Consider the following 16,455-nt stretch of genomic DNA (forward strand, 5'->3'; position numbering starts at 1 on the left):
AAAGTGTGAATAACGGCACGCTTGGATAGACTAAACTTACCGAATTTTTAAGCGAATTGAATCTTGCTTTAGAAAAGCAATCAAAGAATGTACTGAATAAACAAAGTATATTTTACCAAAATATCATTCTTATGACATAGGGATAGCTATTGGCATCTATGTCTTTTAGAGGAAATTTCATACAATCTTATCTGTTTGATAGTGTAACCACGGGTTTGATTGTAAAATAGGAATGTCTAGAAAGGGACGTCCATGTCGATGAAAAACACTGATATATCACTTTTAGATACCATTTTAGAAAAAATGATTACGACTGTGGATCAAAGCAAAGGAGAAATCTACACCATTGCCGAACAAAGCAGGAAAGACTATGAAGCCTTGCTTCGGGAATTGGAAGAGATCCGTGAGAAGGTGCACAGCGTCATTGAAGAGCAGGATCAGCTGGAGAGAAATGTGCGGTTAGCGAGATTGCGCCTGTCAGAAGTCAGCAAGCACTTTCATACATACTCCGAAGAATCTGTAAGAGAAACTTATGAAAAAGCTCATGATCTCCAAATGAAGCTGCTCGTATCGAGACAAAGTGAGAAACAGCTAATCGAAAGAAGAAATGAGCTAGAGCGGCGGCTGCAGTCGGTTCACTCAACGATCGAGCGTGCTGAGTATCTCGTTTCTCAAGTTTCGGTTGTTTTAAATTATTTGACGCAAGATATGAAAAGGATCGGCGAAGTCTTAGAAGATGCCCGCTTGAAACAGGAATTCGGCCTTCAGATTATGGAGGCTCAAGAAGAAGAGCGAAAACGGCTTTCAAGAGAAATTCACGACGGACCCGCCCAAATGATGGCCAATGTGTTAATGAGATCTGACTTAATTGAAAAACTTTATAGAGAACGAGGCGTAGATGAGGCGTTTAAAGAAATACGCAGCTTGAAGCAAATGGTTCGCTCCGCACTCTATGAAGTACGCCGAATCATTTATGATTTACGTCCGATGGCCTTAGATGATCTTGGAATTGTTCCAACTTTAAAAAAATATTTAGTGACGATTGAAGAATACGTTCAATCATTAAACAAGCCAACGAAAATTGAATTTGTTAACATGGGCAAAGAGGACAGGCTACCCTCTAAGCTCGAAGTCGCCTTATTCCGCTTGCTGCAAGAATCAGTTCAGAATGCCTTAAAGCATGCAGAAGCGACGAAGATTACTGTTAAGCTCGAAATTAATAAACACAATGTATTAGCGGTTATTAAAGATAACGGCAAAGGATTTGACGTGAAAGAGAAAAAGCTAGGATCATTCGGCATTATGGGGATGAAAGAGCGTGTGGAGCTTCTTGAAGGAGATTTATCCATTCACTCAAAACCGAATGAAGGAACGCTTGTTATGATCAGCATACCAATTATTGACTAGATCGTGAATCAAGGGAGGAAAAACCAAATGACAACGAAAATCGTAATTATAGATGACCATCAATTATTCCGTGAAGGCGTAAAGAGAATTTTAGACTTTGAAGCAACGTTTGAAGTGCTCGCAGAAGGCGATGATGGCAGCGAAGCGATCAGCCTGATTGAAGAACATGAGCCAGATGTCGTTCTTATGGATATCAACATGCCTGAGTTAAACGGTGTGGAAGCGACCCGTGAATTAATCAACAAACACCCGAATACGAAAGTCATCATTTTATCGATTCACGATGATGAGAACTACGTGACACATGCGCTGAAATCAGGCGCTATGGGTTATCTATTAAAAGAAATGGATGCCGACGCATTGATTGAAGCCGTGAAAGTGGTAGCAGAAGGCGGCTCTTACTTGCACCCACGTGTCACACATAATTTGATTGCCGACTACCGCCGTTTAGCGAATGACGAAGGCAAGGGCAAAGGCTTCCAGCAAACGGAAGTACGCCGTCCGCTGCACCTGCTTACTCGCCGTGAGTGTGAAGTGCTTCAGCTGCTAGCAGACGGAAAAAGCAACCGCGGAATCGGTGAAGCTTTATACATTAGTGAAAAAACAGTTAAAAACCACGTCAGCAACATTTTGCAAAAAATGAATGTAAACGACCGGACACAAGCCGTGGTCACAGCGATCAAAAAAGGCTGGGTTGAAGTTCGATAAATTTTTTTAGAGTCAGACCTCCTAGTGGGGTTTGGCTCTTTTTTGTGGCTGGGCCAGGCTCCTTCGCTTGGCTGTTGCATAGCATAGTAGTGTGCAATCAAGTAAGGGGGAGAAAAGATGTATCCTGAAACGAATCAATATTATGTGAATTACCCTGTTGTAGAGACAGAAGAAGAGCTGCTGCGCCGCCCGTATGGCGGTGGCTGGAGACCGCGTCCTCGTCCGTATGGCGGCGGCTGGTTTGGTCCACGCCCATATGGAGGCTTTTACCGACCTCGTCCATATGGCTTCGGCAGTCCGTTCTTCGGCGGTTTCTTAGGCGGGTTGACAGGAAGCTTGCTGTATCCGTATGGCGGTTACTATGGGTATCCAATGAGCCCGTATTATTACTATTAGGTAGGGGCAGGAATGGTTAGTTGCTGATATAGATTGAAAGCGTTGGTGGAATTGCGGAAGCTGAAGATTGAAAACGGTAAATGCGCCGATACAATCGGTAAAGCCGAACCGCCGTTAGAACTTTGAATTCCGCCGATAGAATCCCTATATCCGCCGTTAGAATCCCTATATCCGCCGTTAGGATTTCAAAAGCCGCCGTTAGAATGACCAAAGCCGGCGATAGAGCGAAAAAACCGAGCCAAAACTCAAAATTTTGCTCAGCATTCACGCTCGATCAAACAAAAAAGTGACTCGAACGCCATTATAATGGCCGTTTGAGTCACTTTTTCTATTCTTCCATGCTTTTGCTTCTTCGTGCGAAATCGACAAATCGGAATTTGTCGAGACGATGCCGAGATTCTGTATATTGAAACTGCGAGGCATCATCTAAATACACATAGGTTTTGACAACGACGACGTGGCTGTCATCATGCAAGTCCAGTAAACTCGCATCTTCTTTCGTCCGCTGTTCGACGACAATTTCTTTTTTGGCAAAGCTAATGTTAAGTCCAAGCTCTTCTTCAAGATATTGGTAGATCGAGCCTTCGCAAATTTCTTTTGTCAAATGAGGGACGTGAGATTTTAAGAAGTGATCTTTATCAAGGATGACGCGTTCACCATTAATTTGCCGGGCGCGCACGACATGCCAAACTTCATCCGTTTCTTTTGCCTGCAGCTTCTGTTGGAGCGATTCGCTCGGCGTATGCAGGCCAAATTCGTAGACATGCGTTTTAATGGGACCTTCCATCTCACCCTGCAATTCTTTGAAACTGACAAGTCCGGAAATTGGAAAACTCATTTTCGGCGTATCAAGGACGAGAGAGCCTTTGCCGCGGATTTTTTGAATCATTCCCTTTTGAGCAAGCAGCGTCAATGCTTTTCTGATCGTTTCTCTAGATGTTGAATACTTTGCTGACAGTTCATTCTCAGATGGCAGCGTTTCCATCGGTTTGTACAAACCGTTTTGAATCGACTCAGCCAGCTCCTGATAAATTTGCATGTACTTATTCGTTTTTGACATAATATTATCACCAAATTTATTTTACCATAATTCTGATAGTTGAGGTGCAGAAGCATCTTGTCTTACAATGAAACAGAAGGGAAGTGGCTAAAACATATGACATATAAATGGATCGGAACAGCGGTGCTTGCAGGTGTAATACTTGCTGGCTGCGGATCGGATGCCGAAAAAGAAGAGCCGAAAGAAGATAAGCCCGTACAAGAAGCGGCTGAATCACCGGCTAAGAAAGAATCCGAAGAGAAGGCGACAGAGAAAAAGCCGATTGAAGAAGCAGATAATCTTCCGCCTGAGGAGAAAGAAGCACTGCTGCAGGCGTTTGAGCAAAATATACAAGCGTTTAACTCTAAAGATGTGGATGCCTATATGGAGACACTGTCCAAAAAACCGGTTTCTTTTGATTATGAAGAAGAGCGGAAGTACGTGGAAAAGACATTTGCTTCGTTTGACATGAAATTAGAACCGCAGCACACGGTCATCATTAAATACGATGAAAAGAAAAAAGAAGCGAATATTTTTTCTGCGATGAAAACTGTCACAAAAGATTTGCAGAGCGAAAAAGTGGTAGAAAATGTGACTCGCCAAGTGTCGGTGTACAGGAAAGAAGAGAGCGGCTGGAAACAGATCTCCACTTTCGCAATGCAATAAGGTGTAAAAACTATCGGAATATTTGGTATAATGAATGGAATACATAGAGGAGGCGGAAATATGACTGAAAAGCAAATGAATGTAGAAAGCTTTAATCTTGATCACACGAAGGTAAAAGCGCCGTATATTCGCTTGGCCGGCAAAAAGGAAGGACGAAACGGAGATCAAATTTTAAAATACGATATTCGTTTCTCTCAGCCGAATAAAGAGCATATGGAGATGCCTGCTCTGCATTCATTAGAACATATGATGGCAGAATTCAGCCGCAATCACTCGGAACATATTGTCGATATTAGTCCAATGGGGTGCCAGACGGGTTACTATTTGGCGGTCATCAATCATGACGATTACGACGATGTTTTGCGGATCGTGGAGAATACGCTAAAAGACGTACTTGAGGCGACGGAAGTTCCTGCCTGCAATGAAGTACAATGCGGCTGGGCAGCGAGCCACAGCTTAGAGGGCGCACAGGAATTAGCCCGTTACATGCTGTCGAAGCGCGACGAGTGGACGGAAGTATTTTGATATAGGCAAAGCCCCCGGTTGCTCTTAGTTGAGTGATCGGGGGCTTTTTGTTTGGATGAAACTGTTGCTCGGCTGCCGCTGAATAGTTAAAAGAATTGAACTGAATAACAAGACAATACCGAGTCCTTGCCAAGCGGTGAGGACGTCTCGGAAAAATAAGACACCAATCGCGATCCCCACCACTGGCTCAATCGTTGCAAGCATCGCCGCTTTGCTGGATTCCATTCCTTTTAATCCGGCGGTGTATAAAAGATAGGCAAATATGGTCGAAATCAATGCCAGTCCGGCCGCGTTAATGATCACTTGCGGTTTGATAAATAAGTCAGCTTTTTCCCATAAGGCGCTCGTCGGCAGGACAAATAGTGTACCGAGCAGCATCGAATACGCCGTAATCGTAAGCGAATGATAGCGGTGGCCGATAAATTTTGAAAAAATCGTGTAGAGTGAGTAAAAAAATCCCGAGGCTAGTCCCGTCAAGACCGTCAGCAGGGTGATCGCTGTCTCCGCACTTGGCAGCAGTCCCACCGTGAAGGCACAGCCCACAACCATGATAGCGAGAGCGGCCCATTTTTTAATCGTTAGAGCTTCTTTAAAAACGACTCTTGAAATCAATGTCACAAACACCGGCCCCGTGTAAAGCAGCACCACCGCAAGTGACAGATTCGCCTGTTCGATCACACTGAAAAAACAGTAATTAAAAAACGCAATGCTGATGATGCCCGTGCCAATAAAATAAGGAATATCACGCAGGCGAACCTTTAGCAGCTGCGGGCGAAAAATGAGCAAAAAACTGAATAAAATGAGTGCAGAAACGAAGACACGGATGCCCACCACTTGCCACGGCGTAAACGACCACTTATATAAATAATTGACAAATACCCCGATTACACCCCAGCAGGCCGCCCCGAGGATTACAGATAGATAGGACAAACGTTCAGACACAATGACTCCCTCCATTCATGATAAGTATACAATAGGTTGGCGGGTAGAGGGTTTGTATCTTAAGAGATTGGTTTATTTAACCAATCTTGTTTTTTGAATGAATGGGTTTTGCAGGGAAGTATGGATGCGCATAAAACCGTGGAGGAATGATTTCTGGGCGATCAAAGCACAAACACAGGTGATTTTTTGACTCGAATGTTTAGCCTTGAAAGGATTTTCCTGTCATGCAACCGAAAAAATAGCGCATCCTACTAATAAAGGAGGGATGTACAGATGGCAAAGCGTAAAGCAGAGCGTAATGCAGCAGAGAAATACAGCAAAACGCCAAAGGAAAATATTCAGGATACAGAATTTTCCGCTGAGTTTGCGAATGGGGAAGATGCAGCAAAGGGTGCAAACCGCAATTCTAAGCAAGGACGTAAGGGCAGAGCGTAAAGAAGCTAATGGCCCATGCCGTGCGAGTTTATCATGAATTTACCATTTAAATGCAGTCAAGCTCTATGGGGCATTGGGTTAAAGGTGGTATTCTAAACTAAAGGCTATTTTCCACTTAAAAAGCAGGTGGAAAATGGCCTTTTTTCTTTTGTTTCAGGATTTTTCGGGTTCGTTTGTACTTTGCTGTAAAAATAGCAGCGCCTCCTTAAATTTGCATTTTAAGCAGACCCCGCGGTGAGGCTGTTTTATATCCAAGTCTATGTTGAATCCTTGAATGTAAAGAAACCTCTAGGAATGAAAAGAACTGGCCCTGAGTGTAAAGAAACCGCTCCAAATGTATACAACCACTCACTCACTGAAAAGAACCAGTTACTCATTGAAAACAAAAGCGTGAATGAAAAGAAGTGGTGCCTGAGCGAAAACAAAGTGGGAGCGAATGAAAAGAACTACACACGAAGTGAAAAGAACACTCGGTGAGTGAAAACAAATGAGGTGTGAATGTAAATAAAATACTCTATGAAAAGAACTGAACCCTGAATGAAAAGAAACCTCTGTGAAAGAAAAGAAATTATGCCGGAGCGAAAACAAAGTGGGAGCGAATGAAAAGAATCTCCAACCAGTGAAAAGAACCAGTTACTCATTAAAAACAAACCCTCATATAAAAACTCCCAAGCCGCGTGCACTCGCGGCTTGGGGGTTCACTCACATTCTTATTTAATTAAATAAACAATCGACTCATACGGACGAAGTGTCAGCTGAGCGAAGTCTGTTGGGGAATCGCTGTAGTTAGATAACAGCACTTCGCCTGTTGATTTCGCCGCCGCGCCTTCAGGCAGCTCAAACGTCGTTTCTTTCTCATAAAAGTTGTTTACGACCAAAAGCTGTTCGCCGTTTTCGCCGTGGCGCATGTAAGCGAAGATATCCGGATGGTCAGCAAGCAGCAATTCGAAGCGGCCAGTCGTAATGATGTCATATTCTTTGCGTAGGCGGATCAGTGCTTGATAGTGATAAAACAGGGAATCTTTATCCGCTAGCGCAGCTTCGGCATTAATCTCTGTATAATTCTTCGCCGGATAAATCCACGGTGTGCCAGTCGTAAAGCCGGCGTTTTCTTCGCTGTTCCACTGAACAGGCGTCCGGGAATTGTCGCGTGATTTATGACGCAGAATCTCCAGTACTTCGTCTTCTGATTTCCCTTGCTCTAATAAAATATTGTACATATTCAAGGACTCTACATCGCGGTACTCATCAATCGATGTAAATTTCGGGTTCGTCATGCCGAATTCTTCGCCTTGGTAAATGTAAGGTGTGCCTTGCATCATATGGATCAATGTCGCAAGCATTTTGCCGGACTCCCGATGGTACTCGCCGTCATTTCCGTAGCGGGAGACGACGCGCGGCTGATCGTGGTTGCACCAGAACAGGGCATTCCAGCCGCCGCCTTTGTTCATTTCCACTTGCCACGTGGATAAAATATCCTTCAGCTTCTGAAAATCCACGTCGGCAAGCGCCCATTTTTCACCGTTTGGGTAATCAACCTTTAGATGGTGGAAGTTGAACGTCATGCTTAATTCTTCGCGTTCAGGATTCGAATATTTGATACAGTGGTCAATTGTCGTAGAAGACATTTCCCCGACCGTCAGCATGTCATATTTTGAAAACACTTCCTGATTCATTTCATGGATGTACTCATGCACTTTCGGACCGTCTGTGTAAAAGCGGCGGCCGTCGCCATCACCGGTTTCATCTGGAAACTCCTGATTTTTCGAAATTAAGTTAATCACGTCTAAACGGAAGCCATCGATGCCTTTTTCCGCCCAGAAGCGAATCATTTCATAGACTTTTTCGCGAACGGTTTCGTTTTTCCAGTTCAAATCAGCTTGTGTGACGTCAAACAGGTGAAGATAGTATTGGCCGGTCTCAGGGTCAAGCTGCCAGGCATTGCCGCCGAATTTGGACTCCCAGTTAGTTGGCGCTCCACCATTTTTGCCGTCCTTCCAAATATAAAAATCACGGTATGGATTGTCTTTTGACTTGCGCGATTCGATGAACCACTCATGCTCGGTTGACGTATGGTTCACGACAATATCCATAATAATTTTGATGCCGCGGTCATGCGCTTCATTTAATAATTTTTCAAACTCTTCCATCGTTCCGTACTCTTCATGTAGCGAATAGTAATCGCTAATGTCATAGCCGTTGTCGTTTTGTGGGGATTTATAAATCGGCGTCAGCCAGATGACATCGATGCCGAGCTCTTTTAAATAATCTAACTTCTCAGTAATGCCGTTAATGTCCCCGACGCCATTTCCCGTCGTGTCGTTAAAGCTCTTCGGATAAATTTGATAGACGACAGATTTTTTCCACCATGGTTGTTTCATGTATAGCCCTCCTAAAAAAGAAGGGTGACACTGTAGAGGTCACCCTGGTTGATTTATTTGTTTCGTTTATGTGTAATTAATCCCCAGGCAAATGTCAGAGCGAATGGAACGACAATAACGATCGCCATGCCAAGTCCGAAAATGCCCCAGAATTCACGTTTGATGGAAAGAATGCCCGGCACACCACCGACTCCAATAGAGGAAGCAAGCACAGTGTTTGCGGCTAAAATTAATCCGGCAATCGCTGAACCAATTAAAGCGGCGATAAACGGATAGCGGTAGCGGAGGTTGACCCCGAACAGGGCAGGCTCCGTAATACCAAGCCAAGCAGAAATACCTGATGCACTGGCTAGTCCGCGCAGTTTTTCATTATCACGGTGAATAACAAATGTCAGAGCGAACATCGCGAAGGCAGATGCACCTTGTGCAATATTTGATAGAGCGAGAATTGGCCACAAGAACGTTCCGTTTAACGAGCTTCCGATCAGCTGCAGATCCACCGGCAAGAACGTGTGATGCATACCTGTAATAACAAGCACCGCGTAGAAGCCGCCGTAGATCAAGCCGCCTAACCAGCCGAAGTTTTCAAAGATCCAAATGACGCCATCTGTAATTAAATTACCTAGTGCGAACGTTAATGGTCCAATAGCGATAAATGCTAAGAAGCCGGTTACAAGCAATGTCACAGGCGCCACAACTAACAATTTGATGGAATCAGGCACTTTACGGTTTAAGAACTGCTCTATTTTCGCCAAAATATAAGAAGCAAATAATACAGGAAGCACTTGGCCTTGGTAACCAATCGATTCAACCGTTAAGCCGAATAAATTCCAAGTCGGCACTTCACCAGCAAGTTTGGCATCCGGGTATGCGTAGGCACTTAATAGATCCGGGTGAACGAGAATCAGTCCAAGCACAATCCCAAGGAGCGGACTGCCGCCGAACCGCTGAACGGCTGACCATCCAATTAATGCAGGAAGGAAGATAAAGGCGGTGTTCGCAATCAGGTTAATGACTTTCGCTAAATCTGCCCATTGCGGGTACACATCAATTAACGATTTCCCTTCATAAAAAATATCAGGACCAGCTAAAATATTATTTAATCCAAGAAGTAAACCAGCTGTAACGATGGCAGGTAAAATCGGGATAAAAATATCAGCTAAAGTTTTCACCGCTTTTTGCAGCGGATTCAGCTTTTCACTGGCCGCATTCTTTACATCTTCCTTCGATGCTTCTTGAATGCCGGTTTCATCGGCTAAAATCCGGTAAGCCTTGTCCACCATGCCTTGTCCGATCACGATTTGGTACTGGCCGTTTGTTGAGAAGGATCCCTTCACAATATCCACTGCTTCGAGCTTCTCTGTATCCACTAAGCTTTCATCGTTTAAAACTAACCGAAGACGCGTCACGCAATGGGTGGCTGTATGAATATTCTCTTTGCCGCCGATTGCATCGATAATCTGCAAAACCGACTCTTTTGTCACACTCATGGTCGTTCCCTCCTAGTCGTTTAATCTATACATTTAAATTTGCCCCAAAAAGGTGTGAAAGAAACAGAAAGATGAAATCCTGTTAAAATAGTTGTATATACAGGATCTAAGTTAATTTTATTCCTGTATATACAAGAAGTCAATCAATAAGTGAACCGCTTTCATTTTTTTGTCACAACTCATGAAAAAAGTCGATTATTCGGTACTTTTTGTTTTTCAGCTAAAAATAGTGCAAAAGGAAAGTCTTTCTTATAAAATAAGGGGAGTATCTTTTAACAGAAAAAAATGTTCAGATTCAGGCTGAATAATAAAGGCAGGTAAAAATATGAAAACGGCAATTGTAACGGATAGTACAGCCTATCTTCCGAAAGAATTGCGCGACCAGTTAAACATACATATGATCCCGCTCAGCGTCGTATTTGGCGAAGAAATTTTCCGTGAAGAGCTGGATATTACAGAAGAAGCTTTTTATGAAAAGGTCAGAACAGAAGAAAAGCTTCCAACAACTTCGCAGCCGCCGATCGGGGAATTCGTCAAGCTCTATGAGGAACTTTCGAAGGAATATGATGCGGTGGTTGGGGTTTACTTATCAAGCGGCATCAGCGGAACCTTTCAAACGTCACAGTCAGCTGCTGAATTAGTAGAAGGATTGGACGTCCGTTCCTTTGACTCGGAATTAAGCTGCGGACCGCAGGCGTTCTATGTGCTGAGAGCGGCGGAACTGGCGAATGAAGGCAAGGGTCCGGATGAGATTATGGCTGAGCTAACTGACATGCAACCGTCTGTCAGAGCGTACTTTATGGTGGACGACTTGAACCATTTAAAACGCGGTGGACGCTTAAGCGGTGCGCAGGCGTTAATTGGCGGCTTGCTGCAAGTTAAGCCAATTCTCCATTTCTCTGAGAAAAAAATCGTTCCATTTGAAAAAATCCGCACAAGCAAGAAAGCGTTGAAGCGCGTAGAGGATTTATTCGCTGAAGAGTATCAAAAAGGGGAGCCCTTGGATGCAACGGTGATCCATGGAAATCGCGAAGTAGAAGGGCAAGCATGGATGGAGAAACTTCAAGCGCAGTTTCCTGAGGCGAATTTCCGCTTAACGTACTTCGGTCCAGTGGTCGGCACCCACTTAGGGGAAGGGTCGTTCGGATTAGGCTGGAGCAAAAAACGCATTAAATAATAATAATTGAAGGCAGAACATCACCCATGTTCTGTCTTTTTATATGGTAAAATGAGACAGAAAGGATGTGTATAATTTGATAGATTCTTCTTACTTCAGCGGACGTGACCTGCTCCGCGACTCCTTGTCGTTTTCTCCAGATTCTCCTCATTTAACATTTCACCCTGGCATCACATTTACTCACCAAAAACCGCGCTGCGAACGATGCGGCAATCAACAGGTTCATTTATTTGCTTCATTTCCATGTTCACGCTGTCAAAAAGAATGCCTCTATTGCCGAAATTGTATTATGATGGGGCGAGTTGCGGAATGCTCTGAGCTTGTACGCTGGACGGGGCCTATACCTGATCATCCTGTGAGCGCAGGTGAGCTTCATTGGAAAGGCCAGTTATCAGATGGTCAGCAAGCGGCTTCAGATGCGGTGGTTTTAGCGATTGAAAGTCAAAATGAGCTGCTAGTTTGGGCGGTCTGCGGTGCCGGGAAAACTGAGGTGTTGTTCCATGGAATAGCCGCTGCGCTAAAAGCCAATCAGCGCGTCTGCCTCGCTACTCCAAGAACCGATGTTGTCTTAGAACTAGCACCCCGTCTTCAAGAAGTTTTTCCCCATCTCGAAGTCGCTGCTTTGTATGGCGGCAGTCCCGACCGCGACAAATACAGTCCACTTGTTATTACTACTACCCATCAATTGTTCCGCTATCACCAAGCCTTCGACGTCATGGTTGTCGATGAAGTCGATGCCTTCCCTTACACGCTTGATCCTACACTCCACTATGCTGTTAAAAAATCTCGAAAACCGTCATCTGCTCTCATCTATTTAACCGCGACCCCAAGCTTGGAGTGGCAAGAGGAATGCCAGTCGGGGAAAAGAAATGTTGTCACGATTCCCGCGAGATTCCACCGCCATCCGCTTCCTGTTCCTGAAATGCAGTGGATTGGCCGCTGGAAGAAAGCGATTGATAAAGGCAAGCTGCCGGCGGTTTTGGAAAAATGGGTGAGTGAGCGACTTGCGATTAAAAAGCCGGTTCTCGTCTTTTTCCCGCACATTGAAACGATGGAAAAAGCGTTGCCGATCTTCCAAACACTCGACCCCCGAATTCAATCCGTTCATTCAGAAGACCCCGACAGGAAAGAAAAAGTCAATCAAATGAGGAAACAGGAGATGCCTTTGTTGCTGACGACCACGATTTTAGAACGAGGAGTGACAATTACGAATGTCGATGTGGCGGTTGTTGGAGCGGAAGACGACACGTTTACAGAAAGTGCGCTCGTGCAAATTTCCGGAAGGGCAGGGAGAAAAGCGGACTTTCCGGACGGAAACATTACCTTTTTTCACTTTGGCCGCACGAATGCGATGCTACAGGCGATTTCACATATTGAACGGATGAACAAGCAAGGCCGGGAGCGGAGGCTGATTGACGGATGAGCCATTGTTTATATTGTGGAAATGAACAGACGGGATCGATGAATTGGAGAAGGTTTTTGCTGGCAGAGGAAGAGCCGCTTTTATGTGCCGATTGTCTAAAAGGGTTTGAGCGAATTGAAGGCACACGCTGCCAGATCTGCTCACGCTCACTAGATGGGTTACCGGATGCCTATGTCGCAGGGGATTGCTGTCGGGATTGTGCCGAGTGGGAAAAAGACCCCGAATACAAAAGTGTGTTAAGCGGCAATCAGTCTATTTTCACCTACAATGGTCAGATGAAAGAATTCATCGCCCAATTAAAATATCGAGGGGACTACGTTCTCGCCCACTGTTTTGCAGATGAGATTCGCCGGGCGATCAAAACAGAAGATTATGACCTGCTTACTGTCATTCCGCTAAGCAAAGAGCGAGAGTGGGAGCGGGGCTTTAATCAGGCAAAGGCACTCGTGGTGTGTGCTGGATTAGAGGTAACAGATACACTCAAGCGGCTGCATACAGAAAAACAGTCGAAGAAAACCCGGACCGAGCGTATTCATCTTCCGGAAGTATTTCTCCCAGCCGATCAACTTGCTGTTCAGGGTAAAAAAATCCTGATTATAGACGATATATACACGACGGGCTCCACCATTCGCCACGCGGCACTTGTGCTGAAGCAGGCGGGAGCTGCCAGTGTGAGATCGTTTACACTGTCTCGAGGATGAAAAAAGAGCCAGCTATTGCACTTAGTCTATAAGACTCATAAAATAAGAATACGATGAATTTTTTGGGGGAATGAAAATGGAACAGGTAGTCAATTGTCCGCGCTGCGGAGACCTGTATATGAAAAACGCGTTTCGCGATGTGTGTTCAAAATGTTCTAAGGAAGAAGAAATCATGTACGAAACAGTGTACAAATTTTTAAAGCAGCGAGAAAACCGGGCTGCGACAATTGAACGAGTCGTGGAAGTGACAGGTGTTGATGAAACATTGATTCATAAATGGATGAAAAAAGGCCGCCTTCATGCGACACATTTTCCGAACATGGGTTATCCGTGCGATAACTGCGGTGCGATTATTAATAAAGGCAAGCTGTGTACGCCATGCGTTGACCAAATCGAGCGTGATCTAAAGAGAATTCAACAAGAAGAAGAATTTGAACGCAAGAAAAAATTAAATGATCAAGCAACTTACCACGCATATAATAAAGATAAGTAATTTATTTGGCTGTCCTATGGGCAGTCCTTTTGTTTTATAAAGAACATATGGGTAAAATAAGAAAAATAACCTATCAATTGAAGCTAAAACTTTTCGGTATCACACCGATATAATGAATATACTAATAAGAAAACGGGCGAACGAAAGCGAGGGATATCCAATGAAAATTAATCATGTAGGCGTATCCGGAATCAATCCGTACCAAAAGCAATTAAACAAAGTGAACGGACCGAAAAAACCATCCGGAGCGCAAGCCGACAAGCTGGAGATCTCTTCAGCAGCGAAGGAAATGCAGGGAGCATCAAAAATTCTTAAAGAGCGTCAGGACAAAATTCAAAGCTTGAAGCAGCAAGTTTCAAGCGGAGAATATAAGCCGAACCCTGAAGGAATTGCCAAGGGGATTGTGGATTTTTACCGCGGAAAGTAATGGAGGCGGCTCACTTGCCGCTTGCAGAAAGCAGAGGGATTCAGCATGGCCCAACATCAACTGATGACGGTACTCGATAAAATGTACCGTCTGCACCAGCTTTTATTGGAGCTGGCTGAAAAGAAAACAGAGATTATTAAAGCAAACGACATGAACGGACTCGATCAGATGCTCAAGGACGAGCAAAAATATGTCGCGGCGATTCAGACAATGGAGCGTGAGCGGCAGAAGGTAACAGCCGAATGGACAGGAAGAGCGGAGACAACGCTATCTGAATGCATCAATCAGACAAGCGGAGAAGTGCGAGAGAAGCTTGAAGGGTTGCGAAACCAGTTAATGGACATCACAGCCGAACTGAAAGAACGCAACGACCTCAACCAAAAACTCGTCTACCAATCCCTGCAATTCGTCAACATCAGCATGAACATGCTCCAGCCGCAGCCTGAACAGCCAACCTACGGCAACCCGGCGAAGCAATCAGCAAGACCTGCGAAGCGGTCAATGTTTGATAAAGGGGTTTAACCTCATAAAAAGCAGAAACCTGGGGTCTGACCCCCTAAAAAGCAACACCATCATTATTAACAAATAAAGCTAGGGGTCTGACCCCTTCTTTTAAAGAAGCGAGGAGAATACAATGGCTTCAACCTTTCACGGTTTAGAAACCGCCAAGCGCGGCATGTACACACAGCAAAGCGCCCTCTATACAACGGGTCACAATATCGCCAACGCTAACACGCCAGGCTTTTCTCGCCAGCGTGTCAACTTTGTGCAAACCGAACCGTATCCGGCAGCGGCTATGAACCGACCGCAGATTCCAGGACAAATGGGGACTGGGGTTGAGGCTGGTTCGGTGCAGCGGGTGAGAGAGAGTTTCCTTGATGTACAGTATCAGGGGGAAAACAACAAAATGGGTTATTGGCAATCACGAGCAGAGGCTCTTAATAAAATGGAAGATATTATGAATGAGCCAAGTGACAGTGGACTTGCGAAGGTCATGGGACAATTTTGGCAATCTCTTCAAGACTTAAGTGTGAATCCTGAAAATGAAGGAGCAAGGACAGTTGTTCTTCAACGAGGACAGGCTGTTGCAGATACCTTCCACTATATGCACGATTCGATCTCAGCAATCAGGGACGATATTGGTAATGAAATAAGTGTCACTGTTAAAGAAGTTAATTCACTATTAGAACAAATCAGCAAGCTAAATAAACAAATCGGTGAAATTGAACCTCATGGTTATTTACCTAACGACTTATACGATGAGCGTGACCGTTTAGTAGATCAATTATCGCAGCATATTAACATTAAAGTAGATAAAGTACCATCTGGCGGGAACGCTCTTAAAATTGCAGAAGGCCAATATGTAATATCAATGTTTCATGCGGACGGAATTACACCCACTGAAATAGTGAATAGTGCAAATTTCAATAAAGTTGGTCTACAGTCGGATCCTGTTGCAGCTGATAGTGAGGGCGATGGAGTTGTTGATAAACCTAACGATCCTATCACGCATTTTACTGTGAACGGTGAGGAAATAACTGTAAATAATTTTTCCCAAGGAAGATTAAGAGGGTTGGCAGAATCCTACGGGTACAAAGACAATGCAAATAACACTAAAGGAATCTATCCGCAAATGCTTGATGACCTTGATAAGATGGCCTATTCGTTTGGATCTATTTTTAATGAGGTTCATAGCCTTGGATATGGTATGGAACAAGATCAACCTCAATCAAAGCCGTTTTTTGATGGAATTGCTGATTCAAAAGCTAATTATAAGGATGCGGCTAAAACCATTCAATTAGGCTCGCTTACTTCGGAGGAAGTTGCGGCTTCTGTGATAGGGATGAATGATGGGAATGGTACGAATGCTATTAACCTTGCAAACATCCAAGGTTTTATCTTGACTAATTCAACCCAAAAACTAGAAGGTATTGCAGGTTCTATTGATCTTACTCAATTGAGTGCTATTAATAACGGGACTATTAAGTCGTTCTATGAAGGGATCATCGGCCGTTTGGGTGTTGATGCACAGCAAGCCACACGTCTGGGGAAAAATAGCGAAGTTCTTCGTCAATCTGTTGAGACAAATAGACAATCAATAAGTTCTGTATCTTTAGATGAAGAAATGACAAATATGATTAAGTTCCAACATGCCTATAACGCGGCAGCGCGAAACATTACAGTAGTAGATGAAATGTTAGATAAAATAATCAACGGTATGGGAACCGGTGGACGATAAGGCAGG

The 16,455-nt window shown here is 44.3% G+C and carries 17 protein-coding genes; 13 read left to right on the forward strand and 4 right to left on the reverse strand.

The features are described 5' to 3' along the window. The first annotated feature begins 252 nt into the window (after nt 1-252). The 3 genes from JOC78_RS11195 to JOC78_RS11205 all read left to right on the forward strand — a co-directional run bounded on the left by JOC78_RS11195 (nt 253) and on the right by JOC78_RS11205 (nt 2,511). Nucleotides 253-1,407 (forward strand): sensor histidine kinase, encoded by a 1,155-nt coding sequence (locus tag JOC78_RS11195; RefSeq protein WP_204555760.1) that lies wholly within the window; start codon nt 253-255, stop codon nt 1,405-1,407. 27 nt (nt 1,408-1,434) lie between these two features. After that, a complete protein-coding gene (locus tag JOC78_RS11200) occupies nt 1,435-2,115 on the forward strand; it encodes a response regulator (protein WP_204555763.1) in 681 nt (226 codons plus the stop codon). A gap of 117 nt (nt 2,116-2,232) precedes the next feature. Then, nucleotides 2,233-2,511 (forward strand): hypothetical protein, encoded by a 279-nt coding sequence (locus JOC78_RS11205; RefSeq protein WP_204555766.1) that lies wholly within the window; start codon nt 2,233-2,235, stop codon nt 2,509-2,511. A gap of 328 nt (nt 2,512-2,839) precedes the next feature. On the opposite strand, the gene treR is transcribed toward JOC78_RS11205, so the two are convergent. After that, a complete protein-coding gene (gene treR / locus JOC78_RS11210; protein WP_204555768.1) occupies nt 2,840-3,571 on the reverse strand; it encodes a trehalose operon repressor in 732 nt (243 codons plus the stop codon). A gap of 57 nt (nt 3,572-3,628) precedes the next feature. On the opposite strand from treR, the gene JOC78_RS11215 reads away from it, so the two are divergent. Together JOC78_RS11215 and JOC78_RS11220 are read left to right on the forward strand one after the other, a co-directional pair. Next, entirely contained in the window at nt 3,629-4,216 is a 588-nt protein-coding gene (locus tag JOC78_RS11215) for a Cif family virulence factor (RefSeq protein WP_204555770.1), read from the forward strand. Nucleotides 4,217-4,276: 60 nt separating this feature from the next. Next, a complete protein-coding gene (locus JOC78_RS11220) occupies nt 4,277-4,741 on the forward strand; it encodes an S-ribosylhomocysteine lyase (protein WP_204555772.1) in 465 nt (154 codons plus the stop codon). Nucleotides 4,742-4,765: 24 nt separating this feature from the next. Here the strand turns inward: JOC78_RS11220 and JOC78_RS11225 are convergent, their stop codons facing one another. After that, the gene (locus JOC78_RS11225) at nt 4,766-5,683 is read right to left on the reverse strand and encodes an EamA family transporter (RefSeq protein WP_204555773.1); all 918 of its coding nucleotides are present in this window, start codon (nt 5,681-5,683) and stop codon (nt 4,766-4,768) included. Between the two features lie 273 nt (nt 5,684-5,956). Here JOC78_RS11225 and JOC78_RS11230 point away from each other — a divergent pair, with 273 nt between their 5' ends. Continuing rightward, nucleotides 5,957-6,118, forward strand: a complete 162-nt coding sequence (locus tag JOC78_RS11230) for a hypothetical protein (protein WP_204555774.1) — start codon at nt 5,957-5,959, stop codon at nt 6,116-6,118. 710 nt (nt 6,119-6,828) lie between these two features. Here JOC78_RS11230 and treC read toward each other — a convergent pair. Together treC and treP are read right to left on the reverse strand one after the other, a co-directional pair. Continuing rightward, on the reverse strand, nt 6,829-8,499 hold the full coding sequence (gene treC / locus JOC78_RS11235) for an alpha,alpha-phosphotrehalase (RefSeq protein ID WP_204555776.1): 1,671 nt from the start codon (nt 8,497-8,499) through the stop codon (nt 6,829-6,831). A gap of 53 nt (nt 8,500-8,552) precedes the next feature. Beyond that, nucleotides 8,553-9,989: a PTS system trehalose-specific EIIBC component gene (treP, locus tag JOC78_RS11240; RefSeq protein ID WP_204555782.1), complete on the reverse strand. Its 1,437-nt coding sequence runs from the start codon at nt 9,987-9,989 to the stop codon at nt 8,553-8,555. Between the two features lie 325 nt (nt 9,990-10,314). Here treP and JOC78_RS11245 point away from each other — a divergent pair, with 325 nt between their 5' ends. From JOC78_RS11245 to flgK, 7 genes are all read left to right on the forward strand, one after another. Further along, the gene (locus tag JOC78_RS11245) at nt 10,315-11,166 is read left to right on the forward strand and encodes a DegV family protein (protein ID WP_204555786.1); all 852 of its coding nucleotides are present in this window, start codon (nt 10,315-10,317) and stop codon (nt 11,164-11,166) included. Between the two features lie 67 nt (nt 11,167-11,233). After that, on the forward strand, nt 11,234-12,589 hold the full coding sequence (locus tag JOC78_RS11250; RefSeq protein WP_420829934.1) for an ATP-dependent helicase ComFA: 1,356 nt from the start codon (nt 11,234-11,236) through the stop codon (nt 12,587-12,589). Beyond that, nucleotides 12,586-13,290, forward strand: coding sequence for a ComF family protein (locus JOC78_RS11255; RefSeq protein ID WP_204555791.1), 705 nt, complete (start codon nt 12,586-12,588; stop codon nt 13,288-13,290). The genes JOC78_RS11250 and JOC78_RS11255 overlap by 4 nt, the downstream gene beginning before the upstream one ends. A gap of 76 nt (nt 13,291-13,366) precedes the next feature. Further along, nucleotides 13,367-13,783 (forward strand): TIGR03826 family flagellar region protein, encoded by a 417-nt coding sequence (locus tag JOC78_RS11260; protein ID WP_204555793.1) that lies wholly within the window; start codon nt 13,367-13,369, stop codon nt 13,781-13,783. Nucleotides 13,784-13,943: 160 nt separating this feature from the next. After that, complete coding sequence (gene flgM / locus JOC78_RS11265) at nt 13,944-14,210, forward strand: flagellar biosynthesis anti-sigma factor FlgM (RefSeq protein ID WP_204555801.1); 267 nt, start codon at nt 13,944-13,946, stop codon at nt 14,208-14,210. Nucleotides 14,211-14,255: 45 nt separating this feature from the next. Beyond that, entirely contained in the window at nt 14,256-14,732 is a 477-nt protein-coding gene (locus tag JOC78_RS11270) for a flagellar protein FlgN (protein ID WP_204555803.1), read from the forward strand. 112 nt (nt 14,733-14,844) lie between these two features. Further along, nucleotides 14,845-16,449: a flagellar hook-associated protein FlgK gene (gene flgK, locus JOC78_RS11275; protein ID WP_204555813.1), complete on the forward strand. Its 1,605-nt coding sequence runs from the start codon at nt 14,845-14,847 to the stop codon at nt 16,447-16,449. Nucleotides 16,450-16,455: the final 6 nt, after the last annotated feature.

Origin of the sequence: Bacillus ectoiniformans, assembly GCF_016908875.1 — a bacterium.
Taxonomy (GTDB): Bacteria; Bacillota; Bacilli; order Bacillales; family Domibacillaceae; genus Bacillus_BX; species Bacillus_BX ectoiniformans.

What these genes read in the sequence shown, in the direction of transcription:
- JOC78_RS11195 (WP_204555760.1), top strand. Translation starts at nt 253, where the DNA reads ATGTCGATGAAAAACACTGATATATCACTTTTAGATACCATTTTAGAA.
- JOC78_RS11200 (WP_204555763.1), top strand. Translation starts at nt 1,435, where the DNA reads ATGACAACGAAAATCGTAATTATAGATGACCATCAATTATTCCGTGAA.
- JOC78_RS11205 (WP_204555766.1), top strand. Translation starts at nt 2,233, where the DNA reads ATGTATCCTGAAACGAATCAATATTATGTGAATTACCCTGTTGTAGAG.
- treR (WP_204555768.1), bottom strand. Translation starts at nt 3,571, where the DNA reads ATGTCAAAAACGAATAAGTACATGCAAATTTATCAGGAGCTGGCTGAG.
- JOC78_RS11220 (WP_204555772.1), top strand. Translation starts at nt 4,277, where the DNA reads ATGACTGAAAAGCAAATGAATGTAGAAAGCTTTAATCTTGATCACACG.
- JOC78_RS11230 (WP_204555774.1), top strand. Translation starts at nt 5,957, where the DNA reads ATGGCAAAGCGTAAAGCAGAGCGTAATGCAGCAGAGAAATACAGCAAA.
- treC (WP_204555776.1), bottom strand. Translation starts at nt 8,499, where the DNA reads ATGAAACAACCATGGTGGAAAAAATCTGTCGTCTATCAAATTTATCCG.
- treP (WP_204555782.1), bottom strand. Translation starts at nt 9,989, where the DNA reads ATGAGTGTGACAAAAGAGTCGGTTTTGCAGATTATCGATGCAATCGGC.
- JOC78_RS11245 (WP_204555786.1), top strand. Translation starts at nt 10,315, where the DNA reads ATGAAAACGGCAATTGTAACGGATAGTACAGCCTATCTTCCGAAAGAA.
- JOC78_RS11255 (WP_204555791.1), top strand. Translation starts at nt 12,586, where the DNA reads ATGAGCCATTGTTTATATTGTGGAAATGAACAGACGGGATCGATGAAT.
- JOC78_RS11260 (WP_204555793.1), top strand. Translation starts at nt 13,367, where the DNA reads ATGGAACAGGTAGTCAATTGTCCGCGCTGCGGAGACCTGTATATGAAA.
- flgM (WP_204555801.1), top strand. Translation starts at nt 13,944, where the DNA reads ATGAAAATTAATCATGTAGGCGTATCCGGAATCAATCCGTACCAAAAG.
- JOC78_RS11270 (WP_204555803.1), top strand. Translation starts at nt 14,256, where the DNA reads ATGGCCCAACATCAACTGATGACGGTACTCGATAAAATGTACCGTCTG.
- flgK (WP_204555813.1), top strand. Translation starts at nt 14,845, where the DNA reads ATGGCTTCAACCTTTCACGGTTTAGAAACCGCCAAGCGCGGCATGTAC.